Origin of the sequence: Pseudomonas sp. 2024-210, from assembly GCF_045062345.1 — a bacterium.
GTDB lineage: Bacteria > Pseudomonadota > Gammaproteobacteria > Pseudomonadales > Pseudomonadaceae > Aquipseudomonas.
Genome location: NZ_JBJGEJ010000001.1, coordinates 307,724 through 326,450 on the forward strand (window position 1 = coordinate 307,724; position 18,727 = coordinate 326,450).

Genomic DNA, 18,727 nt, shown 5'->3' on the forward strand with positions numbered 1-18,727 from the left:
TCATCGCTCGATCAGCGCAATGCGCGTGTTGTACCAGTTCATCAACAGCGAAATGCTGATGCTGATGGCCAGGTAAACGCTCATGGTGATGGCGATGACTTCAATGGCTTGCCCGGTCTGGTTCAGCACCGTACCGGCAAACAGAGAAACCATTTCCGGGTACCCGATGCCCGCCGCCAGCGACGAGTTTTTCACCAGGTTGAGGTATTGGCTGGTCAGCGGCGGAATAATCACCCGCAATGCTTGCGGGATAATCACCTTGCGCAGGGTTGGCCCCGGCCGCAGCCCCAAAGAACGCGCGGCTTCGGTCTGGCCATGACTGACCGACTTGATGCCCGATCGCACGATCTCGGCGATGAATGCAGCGGTGTAAACGGTCAAGGCAATGGTCAAAGCCAACAGTTCAGGGATCAGCACCCAGCCACCGACAAAGTTGAAACCTTTGAGCTGTGGCATTTCCCAATGCACGGGCGAACCGAACATCAGCACGCACAGCCCCGGGATCACCAGCAAGAGCGCCAACCCGGCCCAAAACTTGTGGAAGGGCACGCCCGTGTCTTCGAAGCGTTTGTTGGCCCAGCGAACCATCAGCACAATCGCCACCAGCGCCAGCACCACACTGAACACAAAAGGCCAGAACGCGTCGGTGCCAATGGCCGCCGGCATGTTCAGACCACGGCTGCTCATGTAGAAAATGTCGCCGAAGCTATGACTGTTACGCGGGCCGGGCATGGTCAGAAAGACGGCGAAATACCAGAACAGGATTTGCAGCAACGGCGGGATATTGCGAAACACCTCCACATACACCGTCGCCAGCTTGTTGATCATCCAGTTCGGCGAGAGCCGCGCAATGCCGACGATAAACCCGAGGATCGTCGCCAGAACCACGCCGATGGCCGACACCAGTAACGTATTCAACAACCCGATAACGAATACGCGGGCATAGCTGTCTGACTCGGTGTAATCAATCAAATGCTGCGCAATGCCAAATCCGGCACTGCGTTCAAGAAAGTCAAAACCCGAAGTAATACCGCGATGTTGCAGGTTGGTCTGGGTATTGTTGAACAAATACCAGCCCATGAAGACCACCAACGCGACGGTGATGATCTGAAATAACCACGCACGCACACGTGGATCGCTGAGGCTGAGCCTCGGCTTGGGTGCGCCGACTTTTGTCTGCATGAAATGCCCCAGGAAAGATGAATCAACACAACATCACCCGGCAGTTGGCCTGCCGGGTAACAGGGCTATCAGCGCACAGGCGGTGCGTATTGGATGCCGCCGTTGTTCCACAAGGCGTTCAGCCCGCGATCAATGGCCAGCGGCGTGCTTTTACCGAGGTTTTTCTCGAACACTTCACCGTAGTTACCGACCTGGCTGACGATTTGCACGACCCAGTCCTTCGGCAGTTTCAAGTCTTTGCCGTACTCACCGTCAGCGCCCAGCAAACGGGCCACGTCCGGGTTTTTGGTGGATTTGGCTTCTTCCACAACGTTCTTCGAGGTTACACCCGCTTCTTCGGCATTGAGCATGGCAAACAGCGTCCACTTCACAATGCTGAACCAGTCTTCGTCACCCTTGCGAACCACTGGCCCCAGAGGTTCTTTGGAGATGGTTTCAGGCAACACCACGTAATCGTTCGGGTTAGCCAGCTTGCTGCGCTGTGCGTAGAGCTGGGACTTGTCAGAGGTCAGTACGTCGCAACGGCCGCTTTCAAGCGACTTGGCGCTTTCATCGGAAGTGTCGAAAGTGATCGGGGTGTATTTAAGATTATTCGCGCGGAAATAATCCGACACGTTCAATTCAGTGGTGGTACCGGCCTGGATGCAAATGGTCGCACCGTCCAATTCCTTGGCACTTTTTACGCCCAGCTTCTTATTGACCAAAAAGCCAACGCCGTCGTAATAGGTCACACCCGCAAAGACCATGCCCATGCCCGCATCACGGGAACTGGTCCAGGTGGTGTTGCGCGACAGCACATCCACTTCACCTGATTGCAGCGCAGTAAAACGCTCCTTGGCGTTCAACTGACTGAATTTGACCTTAGTCGCATCGCCAAATACGGCCGCCGCTACGGCGCGGCAAATATCAGCATCGATACCCAAAATCTTGCCGTCTTTGTCAGGCACCGAAAAACCGGGCAAGCCATCGCTGACACCACACTGCACAAACCCTTTCTTTTTAACCGCATCGAGCGTCGCGCCGGCGTTGGCAAAACCGCTGACACTTAATACGATCGCGGCGGTGGCCAAAGCCAGGGTGGATTTCAGTTGCTTCATTCAAACCTCCAAGTGCTGCTTATGTTGTGTTTGAACAAGACCCGCCGCCCCCTTGTGAGGCACTGTTGACCCGTGTTGGCTTTTTATTGGGTCAAGCGGCATAAGCCTTGAGCGATGGGTGCATCGCACGAACCTTCACACTGAAGCGCTCACTTGAGCTGTTGCTGTCCCTGTCTAACTTCACCGTCCAGCTTTTTTTGCAGCCCCCCACGTCGGCAGTTGCCTGTTAGTGTTACCGCCGAGGGTGAATGCATTAACATCCCTGACTCGTTAGCAAAGCGCGTACCACTCTTGCGCCACTGGGCATTGCGCCTTATTTTTTAGATAAAACTTTCAAGCGCATCCCGGATTTTTTACAAACCCGACGATTACGCACCTTTGTCGCGCACCCGATTCGCGCGCACGCACAACGATGGAGCAGCCATGACCGATCCCCTGATTATCCAGCCACGTAATACTGCAGACGCTTGTGTTATCTGGCTCCACGGCTTGGGTGCAAACAAGACCGACTTCGAGCCAGTGGCCCAAATGCTGGTGAAGACGCTACTGACGACGCGCTTTGTTTTACCTCAAGCACCGAACCGTCCCGTTACCATCAATGGCGGATATGACATGCCCAGCTGGTACGACATCAAGGCCATGAGCCCGGCCCGATCCATCAACATGGCTGAGCTGGAAACGTCGGCTGAGACGGTGATGGCCTTGATCGAAGCGCAGAAAACCGCCGGAATAGACGCCAGCCGGATATTTCTCGCGGGTTTTTCCCAAGGCGGTGCCGTGGTCTATCACACCGCCTATTTGAAATGGCAAGGCGCACTGGGTGGCGTTATTGCCCTGTCCACTTATGCACCGACCTTCGACGATCAGCTGGAACTGTCCGCCAGTCAGCAACGCACCCCTGCTTTATGCCTGCATGGCCAGCACGATGATGTCGTTCAAAACGCGATGGGCCGTTCGGCTTATGAGCATTTGAAACAACGGGGTGTATCGGTTACATGGAAGGAATACCCAATGCGCCATGAAGTGTTACTGGACGAAATCACCGACATAGGAAATTGGTTGAAAGCCCGTCTGGGCTAAAACCGAAACATCCTGTCGTTCACCTACGCCGAGCACGCGACTTGCATTACACTGCCCGGCGTACACTCCTTAACCAACTGATGAGATGACCGTGCTCAAAGCACTCAAAAAAATATTTGGTAAAAGCGAGGCTGAGCCGCTCGCGCCAGCTTCAACCACGCCTGAAGCCAGCCAAGGCCCGCGTTCTGATGCACAACAGCCTGCCTGTCCGGCGCCTGAATCCGCCGCGGTGAATACCCCCGCAGCCTCTTCGGCCCCTGAACCGCAGCGCATCGAAAAACCCAAAGTGACAAAACCACGGCGTGAGGTGGCGCCCACGCCGCCGGTCATTCCCTGGAAACTCGAAGATTTCGTCGTTGAGCCGCAAGAAGGCAAAACCCGCTTTCACGACTTCAACCTGGCCCCTGAACTGATGCACGCCATTCAGGACCTGGGCTTCCCGTATTGCACGCCGATTCAGGCACAGGTGCTGGGTTATACCCTGAGCGGCCGTGACGCCATTGGCCGCGCCCAGACCGGCACCGGCAAAACCGCTGCCTTTCTGATTTCGATCATCAGCCAACTGACGCAAACCCCACCGCCCAAAGAGCGGTACATGGGTGAGCCGCGCGCGTTGATCATTGCGCCGACCCGCGAGCTGGTGGTGCAAATCGCCAAAGACGCTGCTGACCTCACCAAGTACACCGACCTCAACGTCATGGCGTTCGTAGGTGGCATGGACTTCGACAAACAGTTGAAACAGCTCGAAGCCCGCCACTGCGACATCCTGGTCGCCACACCGGGCCGCTTGCTGGACTTCAACCAGCGCGGCGAAGTTCACCTGGACATGGTCGAAGTCATGGTGCTCGACGAAGCCGACCGCATGCTCGACATGGGCTTCATCCCGCAAGTGCGCCAGATCATTCGTCAGACCCCGCCGAAAGCCGAGCGTCAGACCCTGCTGTTCTCTGCGACCTTCACTGAAGACGTGATGAACCTGGCCAAACAATGGACCACCGACCCGGCCATTGTTGAAATCGAAGCGCCAAGCCGTGCCAACGAACTGGTTGAACAGCATGTCTATGCCGTGGCCGGTGCTGACAAATACAAATTGCTGTTCAATCTGGTGAACGACAATGGCTGGGAACGCGTGATCGTGTTCGCCAACCGTAAAGACGAAGTGCGCCGCATTGAAGAGCGTCTGGTGCGCGACGGCATCAACGCCGCGCAACTGTCCGGCGACGTGCCGCAGCACAAACGGATCAAAACCCTCGAAGGCTTCCGCGAAGGTAAAATTCGCGTTTTGGTGGCGACAGACGTAGCGGGTCGCGGCATCCACATCGACGGCATTAGCCACGTGATCAACTTCACCCTGCCTGAAGTGCCGGACGACTACGTGCACCGCATCGGCCGAACTGGCCGAGCGGGCGCCAGCGGCGTTTCCATTAGCTTTGCTGGCGAAGACGACTCCTACCAACTGCCGTCCATCGAAGCCATGCTGGGCCGCAAAATCAGCTGCGAAACCCCGCCGACTGAACTGCTGCGCCCGGTGGTACGCGCTGTGCGCAAGCCGCAGGACCCAACAGAAATGGCGTAATACTCGCTACGCTCGTTATGTAGGAGCGAGCGTGCTCGCTCCTACAGGTGTTTTGACCAGCACCGTCAGTGAATGCCCAAACACCTCTATACGCCACCGTAACCAACATCGCCGAAGAGCATAATCCCTAGCACAACAACCCAATACACCCCTCCTAACATGATCCAAACAACATTGGCTGTCGTGAACTTACGGTTGCTTGTGCCTTCAGGATCACCGGCAAGTCGATTGATCGCCCTCTGAGCACCGATAAAGCAATAGGTCGTTACGGCAAGGGTTGTGACATCGATTGCGAAAGCCAACCTAGTGTCTGCAGGGGCATCGAGAAAAAAAGGGGCTATAAACGATAGGACAGTCACTCCTATAAGCGAAACTCCTCGTAATGTTGGATACCAACGACACACTTCGCCGGTTGTTTGGAGCCCAGCATTGATTCGCTCAAACAACGGCATAATAAAGAACGGCCAAAAAATGCCACGCATAAAAGGAGTGACCTCAGCGCCTCTGGCATCCCTATAAAATACCCAATTGCGATAAGACCAATACATTGCGTAACCACCTATAGTGATCACAAACAAGATAAAAAACTTAGTGAGAGACACCACATACAAATCCGCGTAAGCATTCGTTGCGTGTTCTTCCGTGGATAAAGGGACATCTCGTTTATTGTTATCGTACATACACTGACCTTCACTTTATAAAAAGCCAGCAATAAACCACACATCAGCCCACAGAGTATGCAGAACACTTCTTTATAATCCGTAGGATGTTTCTATAAGTCAGGAAAAATCAAAAACAATGAACCCCTTAACCTTCTTCTAACCGCACATCGAATATTTTATGCCCCACAAAAGTGACTTTAAACGCCCACACCCCAAAAATAATAGCGACCAACATCATATTTCCCGCCAAATTGCCTACCCATTCGAAAACTGCGCCCACAGCCACTGTCCCTATTAACGCGCCCACCACCATAAAACTCCATTTCAAGCTGTGCCTGGCCAAGGCATATTTAATTCTCATTCTTTGATCAAAGGCCGCATGCAAATGAGCGTTACAGTTAATACAGGGTATACGCTCCGCCCGCAACAACTCAAAAAGACCTCCATAAGTAGACGGCCACACGCACTCGCAACGTGAGCAGTAGAAATCAATAAACGGGCAACGATCTTCTGCAGAAGATGACGGAAGGTTATTCATGGGTGTCCTGTGTTCACAGTTTTTTGATTAAGCACTCAATGCAACCCTGCCTCTTTACAATCAGCCGAAAAGTCGCGCGCTGTGAATCCATTGCGCAGCGCACCTGCTGGATTGTATTTTGAATCACCCATTGTTTTCACCCGTGGGCTCGGGCTCTGAAAACTTGATATTGTAATACTCTTTCCAGCTCTGCCCTTGGCTAAATGCCTCGTTTATTTTGGCACTTTCATGCCCTAACTCTGCGCTGGGCTGAGTGTGCTGCTCAATGGGTAAGGGTTTCGACCATTCACGAATCGATTCTGGAAAGGCGGCCTTCGGGCGGGTGTTTACCCATTGTGTAATCCGGCAGGGCAGTGTCCAGCCGCTGCAAAACTGAACGATTAAAAAGCCAAATGCATATACCGGCCAAGAATGCATGTCCCGATATACGCCCCGGCACATATGGAAGTATGCCACGGTGCCTTCTTGAAATTCTTCATCTGACAAGAATGCCGTGGGGACCGCTTCGGGACCAATTTCCATATATACACGCAAAGTCTCCCACTCGCCGATAGCAAGACTCGGATTATCAATAGAAAGTGGCACCCACACTACTTCTTCACTTCGGGCATCACGCATTCCTATCATGAGTGAAAATTCAAGCGTAAAGGTCTGTTGATTAGAAACTATACTAGCCTTTACACAGGCAATCACTTCTTCCCATGAAACAATTATAGGTGGCTTACCTTTTTTAGGAACATACGCAACTTCTCTGCGCTGACGATTAAATCGAATGGGTGATCTTGATGATGTTTTGTAGATGCCCTTGCAAAGGGGAACACCTAAAAATAGAATGTAAAAAACAACCAATCCTAACAAAGGGTAATTTTGCCAAAACAGAGCTATTAAATGCTTAAAAACTGACGAGCCATATACAATATAATCATTAACCCCCATAGCAACGCCCAACACTAAAAATACCAACGGCATAAGCGCGGCAGCCCCAAAAGTCAATCTAATAAAATACTCCAAACCTCCATTATCGTGATCAAAATCCAAAAACACATCATTGACCTCACGGTGCATTTTTCGCCCATTAAAAGCTGCCGAACCAGTGGGCAAAGGTTTAGGAGAAAGATAAAGGGTCTCTGTATATTCTTCAGCTACAAAATCTCCGGCCTGAGGGAGCCGATCGCATGTAGAATCACTCATTAAAATATCTCCCCAGCAAGGCCAACACTACATCCCATTAAGTAGTAGGAGTCATAGTTCCACAACAAACATTCAATTTCAGACATCTTCATTTTCACCATGAAATTCAGGCTCTGAAAACTTGACCTTGTAATAATCCATCAGGCTTTGCCCTTGGCTTAGGGCTAAATTCACTTCGGCACTTTCTTGCACTAACGCTGCGCTGGGCTGAGCGTGTTGTTCGGCGGGTAAAGGTTTAGACCATTCACGAATCGATTCGGGAAAGGCAGCCTTCGGGCGGGTGTTTATCCATTGGGAAAACCGGCAAGGCAATGTCCAGCCGCTGCAAAACTGAATGGTCAAAAAGCCAAAGGCATACACCGGCCAGGCGTGCATTTCGCGGTAAACCCCCCGGCACATATGGAAGTACGCCACGGTGTCCTCTTGAAACTCTTGGTCTATCAATAAGGGCGTCGGCAAGGCATCCGGGCCTTGCTCCATATACACCCGCAGCGCTTCCCATTCGCTGAGGGCCAAACTTGGATGACCTGTGGACAGTGTCAACCACAACACCTCGCCGCTGTTGCTGTCACGCAACCCAATCATCAGGGAATAGCTGGACATCACGGCGTATTGGGTCACAAGGGTGCCCGCTGTGACACAGGCAATGACTTCTTCCCAGGGAACAATCAGCGGAGGTTGGCCTTTTTCTCGGACGTAGACGACTTCTCGGCGTTGACGGTTAAAGCGGATAGGGGGTGTAGATGTTTTCTGATGGATGCTTCGGTAAAGGGGAACACCTGCCATAATCATTAGAACTATAAGAAAACCCCACATTAACGGGTTTTGAATAAATTTAAATAAAGTACTCCAAAATGGCCAGCCATAACTAAAAGTTGAATAAGCTAAAACAACATTCACTACAGCAAAGAAAATCGCCATAAATATTATAGAACCTAACGAAGCGCGAACAGCGAACTCCAAGCCTCTGACACCCTGAGCGAAATCCAAATAAACATCATTTACCTCTCTATGCATTTGCAACCCAGTAAAAGGAGCTGCTCCCGTGGGCAAAGGCTTAGGTGAAAGATAAAACGCCTCTGTGCCGTTTTTATTTTCAAAATCCCCGGCATGCGGTAGCCGATTGTATTTAGAATCACCCATTACTTTCACCCGTGAGCTCAGGCTCTGAAAACTTGACCTTGTAATAATCCATCAGGCTTTGCCCTTGGCTAAGGGCCAAATTCACTTCGGCGCTTTCTTGCACTAACGCTGCGCTGGGCTGAGCGTGTTGTTCGGCGGGTAAAGGTTTAGACCATTCACGAATCGATTCGGGAAAGGCAGCCTTCGGGCGGGTGTTTATCCATTGGGAAAACCGGCAAGGCAATGTCCAACCGCTGCAAAACTGAATGGTCAAAAAGCCAAAGGCATACACCGGCCAGGAGTGCATTTCGCGGTAAACCCCTCGGCACATATGGAAGTACGCCACGGTGCCTTCTTGAAACTCTTCGTCTATCAGTAATGGCGTTGGCAAGGCATCCGGGCCTTGCTCCATATACACCCGCAGCGCTTCCCATTCGCTGAGGGCCAAACTTGGATGACCTGTGGCCAGCGTTAACCACACCACTTCGCCGCTGGTGCTGTCACGCAGCCCAATCCTCAGGGAATAGCTGGATATAACGGCGTATTGGGTAACAAGGGTGCCCGCTGTGACACAGGCAATGACTTCTTCCCAGGGAACAATCAGAGGAGGTTGGCCTTTTTCTCGGACGTAAACGACTTCGCGGCGTTGACGGTTGAAACGAATCGGGGTGTTGGAGCTTATTTGGTGGATAGTTTGATACAGGGGGACGCCATACATAATCATAAGAATGGCTAGGAATCCCCATAAATAATAATTTGGAAGAACTAAATTAAGAAAAACTCTAAAAGGTGAAAATCCATACTCTACATATTCATGAATCCCCAATGCCAACCCTGAAATACAAAAAAAGATAACCATAAACATTATCGATCCCACAGCAGCTCTAACCATAAACTCAAAACTGCTGGCGCCCTGACCAAAATCTAGATAAACGTCATTTACCTCTCTATGCATTCGCAACCCATCAAAAGGAGCGGCTCCCGTCGGCAAGGGCATGGGAGAAAGATAAAACGCTTCTGTGCCGTGTTTATTTTCAAAATCCCCGGCATGAGGTAAGCGTTCATATTTTGGCTCATTCATTGAGGTGCTCCAGCTTTAGCTCATACCCTTCAACAGTTCCAATATGAGGGACGCCCGCAACTCCTTTAATGGGCGCATTAACACTCCCAAGATCCAAAGGAATTCGGTATTGCAGAAATAAATTGTTATTGTTAAGTGGTTTGATTGCCAGTTCAGGCTGGACCGAAATCCGCATTAAGAGCATTGCTTGTGGGCCACACCATTCATACGGTAAGTTGATCTGCACTGCGAGAGGGAAATTACTAACAAGCTTGCAGCTTTTGCGAACTTCTTCACCGACTTCTTTCAGGGCGGTGAAATTATCTCGTTGCCACTGTGCTGTAAATTCAATTGGTTTTTCCGCCAAAGCCCGTACATTCATGCCCGGAAAACTCACGGTCAAAGTACGAAAACTGTCCAATTCATCTTCAGGCTGCTTAATACCTTGATCTGTAATAATTGGCTGCAATGTAGCCTCGGCTAACCGTTGCGCATGGGTGGGCCAATCCCATTCTTGATCTTCATTCCCCCAGCAACAGTTCAACAACCATCGTTGGTTTTCATCAAGATTGTAATATTTATAAATAGTCTCCCCTCCGAAACTCAACGCCATAAAACCTAGCATCCATGGTGTGAGTCTGGCGGTATTGAACATGTAGCGGCTATTGCCCAATGCCCAAGCTTCACCCAACGCTTTTGCACCCTGATGTTTTGCTACGGCAACTAAACGATAATCCATAATGGTTTTACCGTCCACATGCCTGTTGATACGCTATTACCTGTATCTCCACTAAGCGCTATAAATGCTCCGGCCCTTTCACCAACACTACCTGTACGAATGGCTGAAATCCATTTGTTGAAATTGCTTATCGATATACCCAGAGCTGAGAGAAATGATAATGGAGCGATAATAATCCCAACCCCTAAACCCAGCTTCCCCATTTTCACTGCCAATAACATTCCATTGGCATTTCCACTGCCTAATTGAACAGCCTTGAATGCTTTGTCGATGATAGCGATATGCACGCTCTGATAAACCGATAAAGCCGATGCCCCTGTCCCCGATATAACTCCCATGCCAATTAATACTTCTTTAACACCTCCCACGCCTGATTGCTTCCCCCACGCCACCCAAGCATCCCTCAACGCCTGCGTCTGCCATAACATCAACGCCAGCGGCAGCCAGCCACTTTTAAACGCTGCCACACCCGCGTGGCCTTCGCCGTAGCCTCCGCGCACGCCGGAGCGCAGCCGTTTTATCTCTTCATCCAGATAAGCCTTTTGCTGTGGATCAAGATCAAGTTTGACCCCAATAAAACCGGCCGCCTGGCTGCTGGTGACCGTCAGGCTGCTTTGAATCTGTTGCACCAACTGCCAGCGCTGCGAACGAGCTTCGTTCCACAAGTTGTAGTAACGCTCAACGTTGAGTCGGGCGCGTTCTCGCTGCAGGTCGCTGAGGTATCTGCGGTTGCTGTCTTTTTGGGACAGTTTGAAGTTGTACTTGTAGGTGTCTTCGTTTTTCAGCAACACATTCAGGTTGGCCATGCGGATGCTGAACTCCTGCACGTGCTGTGCACTGGCCACGTGTAAGGTCGCGCCTGAATGTTCCAGTGCGATCAGACCGGCTAAACGATGAGCGCGATTGCTGACGGTGTTTAAATCGTCCAGATGCGCTTTGAGCGTGGGGTTGTTCAGTTCGGTTTGCAGTTTGATCAGCCATTGCTCTGTGCGCAGCGCGGCCGCAGGCGCATAGATGGCCTGCACCAACAGGCTGTTGTTGGACGCTGGCTGATTGAGCGTCACGCTGTTACCCCAATACCGCCCCATCAGTTCACTCACTTGCACCCGGTGAGCTTGGGCCTTGGCAATGTTTTCCTGCGCGTGGAGGCTGTCATCCAGAAGCTTGATGAGGTCGGGCGCTTTGCTGTTGAGAAAGGTCCAGTCCAGTCGGCTGCCGAAGGCGGGTAACAGGTAGTACGGGTGCGCGTGCAAGTATTCGCTGACCGCTTCAAGGCTTTCATCGGTGCGGCACAGGTCGCGCAGGCAGTTGTGCTCGGCCACCAGCACGGCGTGCAGTTGTTCTTCGATGCTGGGGTCGTAGGCCCACAAGCTACGGTGCATGTCACCGCGGGTTAAGAGGTGCGTGCGGTCGACAGTGATGCGGTCCAGTCGGGCGGTCCAACGCTTGATGTGTACCCGTTGCGCTTCGAGGTAGGCGGTCATTTCCTGATGCCGGACCAAATCATGAATGCCGCGAGCGCCCAACCCTTTGCCTTGCAGCGTGGCATCGCCGTGGTCTTGCAGGGCTTCGATGTCGTCTTCCAGTTCGTCATGCAGCGGTTGGCCAAGGGCGTCGTGCATGGCCTGTTTTTTGTCGTCCATGGTTTGTCGAACCGCCCGGCTGTTGGCGTCGTAACCCTGTCCGGGGTAGGCGGCTTTCTCCGGGCGGGCACTGCTGGGCAGGCCTTTTAACGTATTGCGCGCATTCAAATAGTCGTAAATCGCTTCACGCTGTTGCGCTGTGGTTTTTTCGAACAGTTTGGGGCTCACCCCCGCGCTCGGGGCGCTTTGGTCGTTCAGGACCATCAGGGTTTCGATGTAGCTGCCCACCAGGTATTTCAGTTCATGTTTTTCCTTGGCCACCCACTCATCGATCCAGCTCACCACGGTGTCTTGTTCTACGGCCAGGTCGCGCATGACCCCAAGGGTGTCGTTGAACACCAGGTACAAATGGTCGTATTCGTAAGCTGCCAGCATCTGGCGTTTGACCGCGGCCATGGGTGTCTTATTGAACAGTGGCGTGTCTTCCCAGACGTAGTCATGGGTTTCCTGCGGGTGAAAGCCTTCTGACGGAGCAATGCTGGAGGGCGCTTCGGCGACTTCGGCCAGCCACTGCTTGGCTTGCGCGTCGGTCAGCAAATGCGCCCCGCCTTTGACGCAATCGGCGCTGCTCAAGTCGACGCATTGCATGAAGTGATCACGGTCGGGGCGGCTGTCGATCATTTTTGAGCATTTGTTGGCCGTCCACTGAACCTCGCTGTAGGCGATGTGCAAGGTGGTGGCGCGTGAGAACAGCAATACATGCTGGGTGTCCATGCCTTGGCGGTGGTCCTGGCTGGCCTCGTTGCCTTGCCAGACAAATTGGCTGACTTCACCGTTTTCAACCCGGTATTCGTGCAGGTAGCCGCTGGTGTTGTCGATCACGTACAGCCAGCCATCTCGCACCAGACGTATGCCCATTGGCCGTGAGGTGGTCTGGTAAGGCAAGGACAACGCCGCCCCCGGGTCGAGCCGCTCGACCAGGCCATAGCGCAGCGGTAACAGTTGCACCTTGGGTTTGCGCAAGGGGCATACGCCCAGGGCCGATTTTGCATCACTGCGACGCAAATCCAGATGGTTAGGGTTTGTCAGCGTCATGGGCGTTTGCTCCCAAGGCTCTGGAATCTTGAGAAGGCGAGTGCAACGGCTTTCTCAAGGCGCAGTGATGCAGTGAGTTCGGACGGTTGAGTGATCAACGCGGCAATATCGGGGTGGCGCTGCAAAACCTCGTTGCCCAACATCAGGCCGAGCGTGGTGTAACGCCATATGTCCAGCTCTCCCGTATAGCCCGCGTGATAGGCCTGATTGGCGAGTTCATGGATCCATTGCCATCGCGCCTCCGGTGGTAAACCGGCGCCAGCGTCGGGGAATGTGTTTCGAAGGTGCTTTTCCAGCTCTTTGATGACCCCGCGAAAGCTCACGTCATCCAGCTTCGCCTGCTGCGCTTCGCACACGCCGTAAGGCCCGTCAGGCAAGCCCCGTACTGTGCCTTCGGGGCGAGTGTGTTGGTGCCAGCCATTGCGGATCACATCGGGCAGGACGACCCGCTCCATCGGGCCAAACACTTCAGGTTTACGGGTGTCGGTGGCTTGGCTTAAAACGGCGTGCATCACCGCTGGATCGCCAACCCGTAGCCATACGTTCAGCCCTTGCGGCTGATACTGGGCATTGAGCAACAGGCGCAAGTGGCGGATGACGTCGAACGCATTAGCTTGGCTGAAAATCAAATAGCCCCATTCTTCACCGCTATGGGCCAGGTAGTGGCCAAGGCCGGGCGTGTGCGGGCCATTGAGCGTGATCAGGCAGGGAGAAATTTCATTGCAAAGTGCCAACGGTGTGGTCGCGTACAGCAATTGAATTTCCGGCGTGCCGTACCATTCGGTGATCCTGGCTTGCAGGTTGTTCACACTCACGCCGTCGAGCAGCAGATAAGCATGGGTCTGCCAAGGCAGATCGTCAGGCAGCGTTTCAAGCGTCGACATGGTGGACTCCTTGAACAGTGGCTTGCTTCAAGGCTTCGCATTGCGGGCAAGCCGGGTGCTTCTGCAGTAACGCCTGCATTTGCGTCGCAGACGCCAACACAAGGCTGTGCAAGGCCTCGACTTCACCCGGTATTAACGGACTGGCCGGCGTACCCGGCACTGCCGCCCCGCCCAGCACAATCGGCGTGCTGCTGAAAATCCCCCCGGCGCCAATCACCAGATGCTGACCTCCCGCCATCAACGTGATACTCGCGCCCGCCTCCAGCACCACCCGAGCACCCGCCTGGATGCTCACTTCTTGCCCGGCCTCGGCGGCCAGAAGTTGCCCCACCCGGGTGTGGCTGCTGGTGGCCACCTGCAAATGGTCGCTGGCTTTAAGCTGCACTTTGCGATCGCCCGTGACGGTGTGTTGCTCCTGCGCCTTGAGCACCACCACGCTGTTGCCCGTGACCCGGGTTTCGCTGGCGCCTTCGATGTGCACGCGGCTGTCGTTTTTGATGTGCTGTTGCAGGTCGCGCTGGGCGTGCAGGTAAATCAGTTCCTGCCCTAGACGGTCCTCGATGCGCAGTTCGTTGTAGCCGCCACCACCGGGGGTGCTGCGGCTGCGAAACACGCTTTGGGATTTATGGGCGGGCAGTTCGTGCGCGACCGGGTTGATGCTATTTGGCAGGCACGCCGATATGACCGGAAAATCCGGGTCTGAATTGAGGTATTCCACCAGCACTTCCATGCCCACCCGGGGGATGGTCACGGCGCCATAGCCATCCCCGGCCCAACTGGACGACACCCTGACCCAGCAACTGCTTTGCTCGTTGTTGAGGTCGCTGCGATCCCAATGAAACTTGACGCGAACCCGCCCGAATTCATCGCAATGGATTTCTTCGCCCGCCGGCCCGGTGACACGGGCGGTCTGGCTGCCAATGATGCGCGACTTGGCGTAGACCTTTTGCGGCCGGTAAGTCACCACTTCGGGGATGCCCTCAAAGGTGTTGCGATAGCCTTGGGTAAATTCGCCGGGCTGTGCAGTCTGGCCGCTGCGGCCCTGTTCTTCGAGGACTTGCGGCTGTTTGCCTTCATGGTGAACGAGGGTCAGCAACCAGCGCCCATTCCAGGCGGTGTTTTTATGCTCGCTCAGGGTCAGAAAGTGGCCACTGCACAGGCGCGGCAGATTGCTGCCGCCAATGGCCTGTCGATGGCCGCTCTGGTGACGCTCCAGCGCGCGCTGGCTCAGGCGTTCGCCATCGGCTTTCTCTTTGAAGCCACCGGGGTAGCTGTAATCCTCAAGAACGCGTTCCTTGCCTTCGAAATGACTGTCGGCCTCCAGCGTACGGCTGGCCTTCTGGAAGTCGTAGTCGCGGCGCACGATGTGGTTGGTGCCGATTTTCAGTTTTAGCTTAAAGCAGTCGATTGAGGGTTCGGCGGCGACCATGCCGTTATTGGGTACGTAAGGCGTGGGGTGTTTTAGCGGAGTAAAGGCCTGCTGTTTGTCACCGAATACAATCGTGTGGCCGTCCGGCGAATGCTTGAAGTAATAGTGAAAACCCTCTTCAAAACACAGGCGTTGAATAAAGTGCAAATCGGACTCGTTGTATTGCACGCAGTATTCACGCGGCAAGCAGGGCGAAAAGGCATTGAAGGCGTAGGCATCGCTGAAAATGCCGTGCTCTTCGAGCAGTTGTTCAATGATTTGCTGGACGGTCAGGTTCTGAAAGATACGGTGGTTGATGCGATGCACCAGGTTGGCCAGATGCGGTGTCAGGGTCAGGCCATAACGGGTCAGACGGCTATCGGAGTCGCCCTGCTCAATGGCCGATATCTGCCCGTGAATACCGCTGCCTTGACTGTCGAAGGCCAGAAAAGCGCTGTGGCTCAACAGGGTGTCGAGATCAATACCGGCCTGCTCGCAGACCAATTCAACCTTGAAGGCAAAGGGCGTGCTGATGGCCTCATCGCCGGTGAATTCCAGAACCCTGAAATCATGCTTAACGTTGGGAATGTGCAGGGTGAAGGGGTGTTGACGGGCAGATGTGGACATGCAGCGTTCCTCCCTAAATGAAGGGCTGAACGCTAACGGATAGAGGGGTAAGGAGGTTGTAGGAGGATTCTGAATTTTTTAAAAGATACGTCTTGGATCGTTACGGAGCACCGGCAGGTGCTCGTAAACCGTCATTTCAGCCAGCGGTCAGCCGCGGCGCCATCGCTGGCCCGTCCTTCGACCCAGCGCGGGCCATCGCAGGTCTGTTCTTTCTTCCAGAACGGCGCACGGGTTTTCAGGTAGTCCATGACGAAGGCGCAGGCATCGAAGGCGGCTTGACGATGGGCACTGGCTACGCCAACAAACACAATGGGTTCGCCCGGTTCCAGCGCGCCTACACGGTGCAGCACGTGCAGCTTGAGCAACGGCCAGCGCTGCTCGGCTTCGGCAATAATCTTGCTCAGGGCTTTTTCGGTCATGCCGGGATAATGCTCCAGAAACAGCCCCGCCACGTCGCGCCCGTCATTGAAGTCGCGCACATACCCCACAAAGCTCACCACCGCCCCGACCCCCAGATTGGCCGCGTGCAGGGCGTTGACTTCGGCGCCCGGATCAAACGCCGCTGCTTGTACCCGAATCGACATGTTCAGCCTCCCGTGACCGGTGGAAAAAACGCCACCTCGTCGCCTTCCGCCAAGGGTTCATCGAGCTTGCACAGCGCTTCATTGCGCGCGCACATCAGGTTGCGCTCTGCCAGTACTTGCCAGACGCCTTTGCGTTGCAGCAAATGCCCACGCAAGTGCTCAAGGGTGGCGAACTCGCCTTCGACCGTTTCGCTCTCCAGCCCCAACGCTTCGCGGTAACGGGCGAAGTACATGACGTTCAGTTTCATGCCTGGTCAGCCTTGAAGTGACCGCTCTTGCCGCCTAGTTTTTCCAGCACACGCACGCCTTCGATGGTCATGCCACGGTCGACCGCTTTGCACATGTCGTAAAGGGTCAGCGCTGCCACACTGGCGGCGGTCAGGGCTTCCATTTCAACCCCGGTCTGCCCGGCCAGCTTGCAACGCGCGACAATCAGCACCGCCTCGGTGCCTTGGGCGCTGAGTTCGACTTTGACGCTGGTGAGCATCAGGGGATGGCACAAGGGAATGAGGTCAGCGGTTTTTTTCGCCGCCTGAATTCCGGCAATACGGGCCACGGCGAAAACATCGCCCTTGGGGTGCCCGCCATTGACGATCATGGCCAGGGTTTCGGGGCGCATGCGCACCACCGCTTGAGCGACTGCTTCACGGGACGTCACGGCTTTGTCGGTGACGTCGACCATGTTGGCGCGGCCTTGGGAATCTAAATGAGTCAGCACGGGAATACTCCAGACAAGAGCGTCGAGTTTAAACCCGACTGTTGGCTTTGCCCACGCCCGCCGGGCCATCCATCCCGCGAATAGCGCGCATCAGAACATCGAATTGGTCACCCGCCCTCCTACGCCGTAAAACGGTACAAACTTCAGAGGGTGCAGAGATGCCGTTTTTTATTGCGATAGTGTTAAGCCTGCTGGCCGGTGCCGCGGTGCCTATGCAGGCCGGGAGCAACGCCCGCCTGGGGGGGTTACTGGGCCACCCGTTCTGGGCCACCGCGATTTCGTTGTGTGTCAGTGGTGCCGCCATTGCCGTGGTGATGCTGCTCATCAAAGTGCCCCGCCCCAATGGTGCCGCGCTTCTCGGCGCGCCCTGGTGGGTATGGCTGGGCGGGCTGACCGGGGTGTTTTACATCACCGTGGCGCTGATGATTGTGCCGCGTCTGGGTGCGCTGAATTTCATCATGGCCGTGGTGGTCGGCCAGTTGCTGATTTCAGTGCTGATGGACTATTTCGGGTTGTTCGGTTTGCCTCGGCATATGCCCAGCTTGCAAAAGCTGATCGGCGTCAGCGTGGTGCTGGCCGGGTTTTTCATCGCTTCACGGGGTTGATGCCGCCACCTGTTTGACTAACGCGCGCAGCCAGCGATGAGCCGGGTCGTCGTTTAAACGCGGGTGCCAAACCTGCACGTAGTTAAAGGGCGCAATGGCCAAGGGCGGCGGCAGGGTGACCAGACTGTCGCCCATCGCCAGATTGTCGAGGGTGCGGGTGGCCACGGTGAGGATCAAGTCCGTGCCGACAATCATGGCCGGGGCTGCGCTCCAGTGCGGCACGTTGACCACCACCCGACGCTGCAAACCCCGCGCTCGCAGCACGCTGTCGACTTCGCCCTGCGTACTGCCGTCGGTGGAGACCAGCAAGTGCGCACGCGCCAGATAACCCGTCAGATCGAACTCGCCCTGCTCAGGCAGCGAGTGCCGGTTTAACAGGCAGGTAAAGGTCTCCTCAAACAGCACCTCACTGCGTACCTGATCGGTCAGGCTGGTAAACACCCCGAGGGCGAGGTCTATCTTGCCCTGCTCGATTTGCTCCAGCATGCCCGCGCGGCTGTCTTGCACCACCACTAAGGAGATGCCGGGCGCTTGTGCGCGCAGTTGCACCAATAAGCCGGGCAGTACAATCGACGCACCGTAATCCGACATGGCGACACGAAAGGTGCGTTGCGACTCGCCCGGTACAAAGTCGATGGACTGGCCGAGCAAGGATTCGATCTGTCCAAGGATGGCTTTGAGCGGGGCCTGAAGGTTTTGTGCCCGAACACTGAGCACCACCTCGTTGCCCTGGCGGATCAGCAAGGGATCGTCCAAAAGCACCCGCAGTTTGTTCAATGAGTGGCTGATGGCCGGTTGGCTGAGGTGCAAGCGGATGCCCGTGCGGGTCACGTGCTTTTCCGTGAGCAACGCGTCGAGCACCACCAGCAGGTTTAAATCGATGTTGCGCAGTAACATCCTGACGATCCTGTCATGCCTGTGCCGTGCAGCTTAACGCGATTTGGTCATACCCGTAGCAGCTGCCGAAAGCCGCGTG

At 54.6% G+C, this 18,727-nt stretch carries 18 protein-coding genes; 3 read left to right on the forward strand and 15 right to left on the reverse strand.

The annotated features are described in order from the left end of the window. Both ACI7MX_RS01440 and ACI7MX_RS01445 read right to left on the reverse strand, forming a co-directional pair. Nucleotides 1-1,182, reverse strand: a complete 1,182-nt coding sequence (locus ACI7MX_RS01440) for an amino acid ABC transporter permease (protein WP_405588842.1) — start codon at nucleotides 1,180-1,182, stop codon at nucleotides 1-3. A gap of 68 nt (nucleotides 1,183-1,250) precedes the next feature. Further along, a complete protein-coding gene (locus ACI7MX_RS01445; RefSeq protein ID WP_405588839.1) occupies nucleotides 1,251-2,279 on the reverse strand; it encodes an amino acid ABC transporter substrate-binding protein in 1,029 nt (342 codons plus the stop codon). Nucleotides 2,280-2,702: 423 nt separating this feature from the next. Between ACI7MX_RS01445 and ACI7MX_RS01450 the strand changes: the two genes are divergently transcribed. After that, nucleotides 2,703-3,359: an alpha/beta hydrolase gene (locus tag ACI7MX_RS01450; protein ID WP_405588836.1), complete on the forward strand. Its 657-nt coding sequence runs from the start codon at nucleotides 2,703-2,705 to the stop codon at nucleotides 3,357-3,359. An 85-nt stretch (nucleotides 3,360-3,444) separates the two neighbouring features. After that, on the forward strand, nucleotides 3,445-4,935 hold the full coding sequence (gene rhlB / locus ACI7MX_RS01455; protein ID WP_405588833.1) for an ATP-dependent RNA helicase RhlB: 1,491 nt from the start codon (nucleotides 3,445-3,447) through the stop codon (nucleotides 4,933-4,935). Nucleotides 4,936-5,021: 86 nt separating this feature from the next. Here rhlB and ACI7MX_RS01460 read toward each other — a convergent pair whose 3' ends face one another. From ACI7MX_RS01460 to moaC, 12 genes are all read right to left on the reverse strand, one after another. After that, nucleotides 5,022-5,615, reverse strand: coding sequence for a hypothetical protein (locus ACI7MX_RS01460; protein ID WP_405588830.1), 594 nt, complete (start codon nucleotides 5,613-5,615; stop codon nucleotides 5,022-5,024). Between the two features lie 127 nt (nucleotides 5,616-5,742). Continuing rightward, the gene (locus ACI7MX_RS01465) at nucleotides 5,743-6,135 is read right to left on the reverse strand and encodes a hypothetical protein (protein WP_405588827.1); all 393 of its coding nucleotides are present in this window, start codon (nucleotides 6,133-6,135) and stop codon (nucleotides 5,743-5,745) included. 123 nt (nucleotides 6,136-6,258) lie between these two features. Continuing rightward, nucleotides 6,259-7,326: a DUF6708 domain-containing protein gene (locus tag ACI7MX_RS01470; RefSeq protein WP_405588825.1), complete on the reverse strand. Its 1,068-nt coding sequence runs from the start codon at nucleotides 7,324-7,326 to the stop codon at nucleotides 6,259-6,261. 78 nt (nucleotides 7,327-7,404) lie between these two features. Then, entirely contained in the window at nucleotides 7,405-8,469 is a 1,065-nt protein-coding gene (locus tag ACI7MX_RS01475; protein ID WP_405588822.1) for a DUF6708 domain-containing protein, read from the reverse strand. Continuing rightward, nucleotides 8,462-9,529, reverse strand: a complete 1,068-nt coding sequence (locus tag ACI7MX_RS01480) for a DUF6708 domain-containing protein (RefSeq protein ID WP_405588819.1) — start codon at nucleotides 9,527-9,529, stop codon at nucleotides 8,462-8,464. The genes ACI7MX_RS01475 and ACI7MX_RS01480 overlap by 8 nt, the downstream gene beginning before the upstream one ends. Next, nucleotides 9,522-10,247, reverse strand: coding sequence for a hypothetical protein (locus ACI7MX_RS01485; protein ID WP_405588816.1), 726 nt, complete (start codon nucleotides 10,245-10,247; stop codon nucleotides 9,522-9,524). The genes ACI7MX_RS01480 and ACI7MX_RS01485 overlap by 8 nt, the downstream gene beginning before the upstream one ends. Further along, nucleotides 10,232-12,925, reverse strand: coding sequence for a toxin VasX (locus ACI7MX_RS01490; RefSeq protein ID WP_405588813.1), 2,694 nt, complete (start codon nucleotides 12,923-12,925; stop codon nucleotides 10,232-10,234). The genes ACI7MX_RS01485 and ACI7MX_RS01490 overlap by 16 nt, the downstream gene beginning before the upstream one ends. Beyond that, nucleotides 12,922-13,809 carry a DUF4123 domain-containing protein gene (locus ACI7MX_RS01495; RefSeq protein WP_405588810.1) on the reverse strand — a complete coding sequence of 296 codons (888 nt, stop codon included), beginning with the start codon at nucleotides 13,807-13,809 and terminating at the stop codon, nucleotides 12,922-12,924. The genes ACI7MX_RS01490 and ACI7MX_RS01495 overlap by 4 nt, the downstream gene beginning before the upstream one ends. After that, a complete protein-coding gene (gene tssI, locus ACI7MX_RS01500) occupies nucleotides 13,796-15,844 on the reverse strand; it encodes a type VI secretion system tip protein TssI/VgrG (RefSeq protein ID WP_405588807.1) in 2,049 nt (682 codons plus the stop codon). The genes ACI7MX_RS01495 and tssI overlap by 14 nt, the downstream gene beginning before the upstream one ends. Before the next feature lie 131 nt (nucleotides 15,845-15,975). Then, nucleotides 15,976-16,428, reverse strand: a complete 453-nt coding sequence (gene moaE / locus ACI7MX_RS01505) for a molybdopterin synthase catalytic subunit MoaE (RefSeq protein WP_314490169.1) — start codon at nucleotides 16,426-16,428, stop codon at nucleotides 15,976-15,978. 2 nt (nucleotides 16,429-16,430) lie between these two features. Then, nucleotides 16,431-16,676, reverse strand: a complete 246-nt coding sequence (locus ACI7MX_RS01510) for a MoaD/ThiS family protein (protein WP_314490167.1) — start codon at nucleotides 16,674-16,676, stop codon at nucleotides 16,431-16,433. After that, nucleotides 16,673-17,146, reverse strand: coding sequence for a cyclic pyranopterin monophosphate synthase MoaC (gene moaC, locus ACI7MX_RS01515; protein WP_314490166.1), 474 nt, complete (start codon nucleotides 17,144-17,146; stop codon nucleotides 16,673-16,675). The genes ACI7MX_RS01510 and moaC overlap by 4 nt, the downstream gene beginning before the upstream one ends. 158 nt (nucleotides 17,147-17,304) lie before the next feature. On the opposite strand from moaC, the gene ACI7MX_RS01520 reads away from it, so the two are divergent. Then, nucleotides 17,305-17,751 (forward strand): DMT family transporter, encoded by a 447-nt coding sequence (locus ACI7MX_RS01520; RefSeq protein WP_405588802.1) that lies wholly within the window; start codon nucleotides 17,305-17,307, stop codon nucleotides 17,749-17,751. On the opposite strand, the gene ACI7MX_RS01525 is transcribed toward ACI7MX_RS01520, so the two are convergent. Beyond that, complete coding sequence (locus ACI7MX_RS01525) at nucleotides 17,740-18,648, reverse strand: LysR family transcriptional regulator (RefSeq protein ID WP_314490163.1); 909 nt, start codon at nucleotides 18,646-18,648, stop codon at nucleotides 17,740-17,742. The genes ACI7MX_RS01520 and ACI7MX_RS01525 overlap by 12 nt on opposite strands. Nucleotides 18,649-18,727 lie beyond the last annotated feature (79 nt).

What these genes read in the sequence shown, in the direction of transcription:
- ACI7MX_RS01520 (WP_405588802.1), top strand. Translation starts at nt 17,305, where the DNA reads ATGCCGTTTTTTATTGCGATAGTGTTAAGCCTGCTGGCCGGTGCCGCG.
- ACI7MX_RS01495 (WP_405588810.1), bottom strand. Translation starts at nt 13,809, where the DNA reads ATGTCGACGCTTGAAACGCTGCCTGACGATCTGCCTTGGCAGACCCAT.
- ACI7MX_RS01525 (WP_314490163.1), bottom strand. Translation starts at nt 18,648, where the DNA reads ATGTTACTGCGCAACATCGATTTAAACCTGCTGGTGGTGCTCGACGCG.
- ACI7MX_RS01480 (WP_405588819.1), bottom strand. Translation starts at nt 9,529, where the DNA reads ATGAATGAGCCAAAATATGAACGCTTACCTCATGCCGGGGATTTTGAA.
- ACI7MX_RS01440 (WP_405588842.1), bottom strand. Translation starts at nt 1,182, where the DNA reads ATGCAGACAAAAGTCGGCGCACCCAAGCCGAGGCTCAGCCTCAGCGAT.
- rhlB (WP_405588833.1), top strand. Translation starts at nt 3,445, where the DNA reads ATGACCGTGCTCAAAGCACTCAAAAAAATATTTGGTAAAAGCGAGGCT.
- ACI7MX_RS01465 (WP_405588827.1), bottom strand. Translation starts at nt 6,135, where the DNA reads ATGAATAACCTTCCGTCATCTTCTGCAGAAGATCGTTGCCCGTTTATT.
- ACI7MX_RS01445 (WP_405588839.1), bottom strand. Translation starts at nt 2,279, where the DNA reads ATGAAGCAACTGAAATCCACCCTGGCTTTGGCCACCGCCGCGATCGTA.
- ACI7MX_RS01470 (WP_405588825.1), bottom strand. Translation starts at nt 7,326, where the DNA reads ATGAGTGATTCTACATGCGATCGGCTCCCTCAGGCCGGAGATTTTGTA.
- ACI7MX_RS01490 (WP_405588813.1), bottom strand. Translation starts at nt 12,925, where the DNA reads ATGACGCTGACAAACCCTAACCATCTGGATTTGCGTCGCAGTGATGCA.
- ACI7MX_RS01475 (WP_405588822.1), bottom strand. Translation starts at nt 8,469, where the DNA reads ATGGGTGATTCTAAATACAATCGGCTACCGCATGCCGGGGATTTTGAA.
- ACI7MX_RS01450 (WP_405588836.1), top strand. Translation starts at nt 2,703, where the DNA reads ATGACCGATCCCCTGATTATCCAGCCACGTAATACTGCAGACGCTTGT.
- ACI7MX_RS01460 (WP_405588830.1), bottom strand. Translation starts at nt 5,615, where the DNA reads ATGTACGATAACAATAAACGAGATGTCCCTTTATCCACGGAAGAACAC.
- tssI (WP_405588807.1), bottom strand. Translation starts at nt 15,844, where the DNA reads ATGTCCACATCTGCCCGTCAACACCCCTTCACCCTGCACATTCCCAAC.
- ACI7MX_RS01510 (WP_314490167.1), bottom strand. Translation starts at nt 16,676, where the DNA reads ATGAAACTGAACGTCATGTACTTCGCCCGTTACCGCGAAGCGTTGGGG.
- moaE (WP_314490169.1), bottom strand. Translation starts at nt 16,428, where the DNA reads ATGTCGATTCGGGTACAAGCAGCGGCGTTTGATCCGGGCGCCGAAGTC.
- ACI7MX_RS01485 (WP_405588816.1), bottom strand. Translation starts at nt 10,247, where the DNA reads ATGGATTATCGTTTAGTTGCCGTAGCAAAACATCAGGGTGCAAAAGCG.